The organism is Idiomarina sp. Sol25 (genome assembly GCF_033052775.1).
Taxonomy (GTDB): Bacteria; Pseudomonadota; Gammaproteobacteria; order Enterobacterales; family Alteromonadaceae; genus Idiomarina.
In genome coordinates, this window is sequence record NZ_JAUPEW010000081.1 from 1 (window position 1) to 308 (window position 308).

The 308-nt window shown below is 59.7% G+C and carries 1 protein-coding gene; it reads right to left on the minus strand.

All coding sequences use genetic code 11. From position 1 onward, the window contains the following. The coding region (locus Q5L94_RS13560) for a hypothetical protein (protein ID WP_317498887.1) at positions 1 to 203 on the minus strand (203 nt) is incomplete at its 3' end. Positions 204 to 308 lie beyond the last annotated feature (105 nt).

Consider the following 308-nt stretch of genomic DNA (forward strand, 5'->3'; position numbering starts at 1 on the left):
GGCTGCACCAGAACCCGCGCCGGGATGGCGATCAGATTCACGCCGGCAGCGATGGCAGCAAAGATCAGCGGATCCACCCCCAACAGATCCGGGCTGACCAGGGCGATGAACACCGGCAGCACCGAGATCACCGCCGCCAAGATCAGCAGGCGGATCGACCAGGCACCGGTGAGGGTGGATTTCCAATCAGTGATGAGTTTCATGGGATGTCTCCATGGTAAAAGAGCCCGCTGGCGGGCTGATTGAGTTGATAAATTTGGGTTGGGTTAGCGGCTCGTGCGCTGCAGCACTTCTTTGACGTCCGTCTG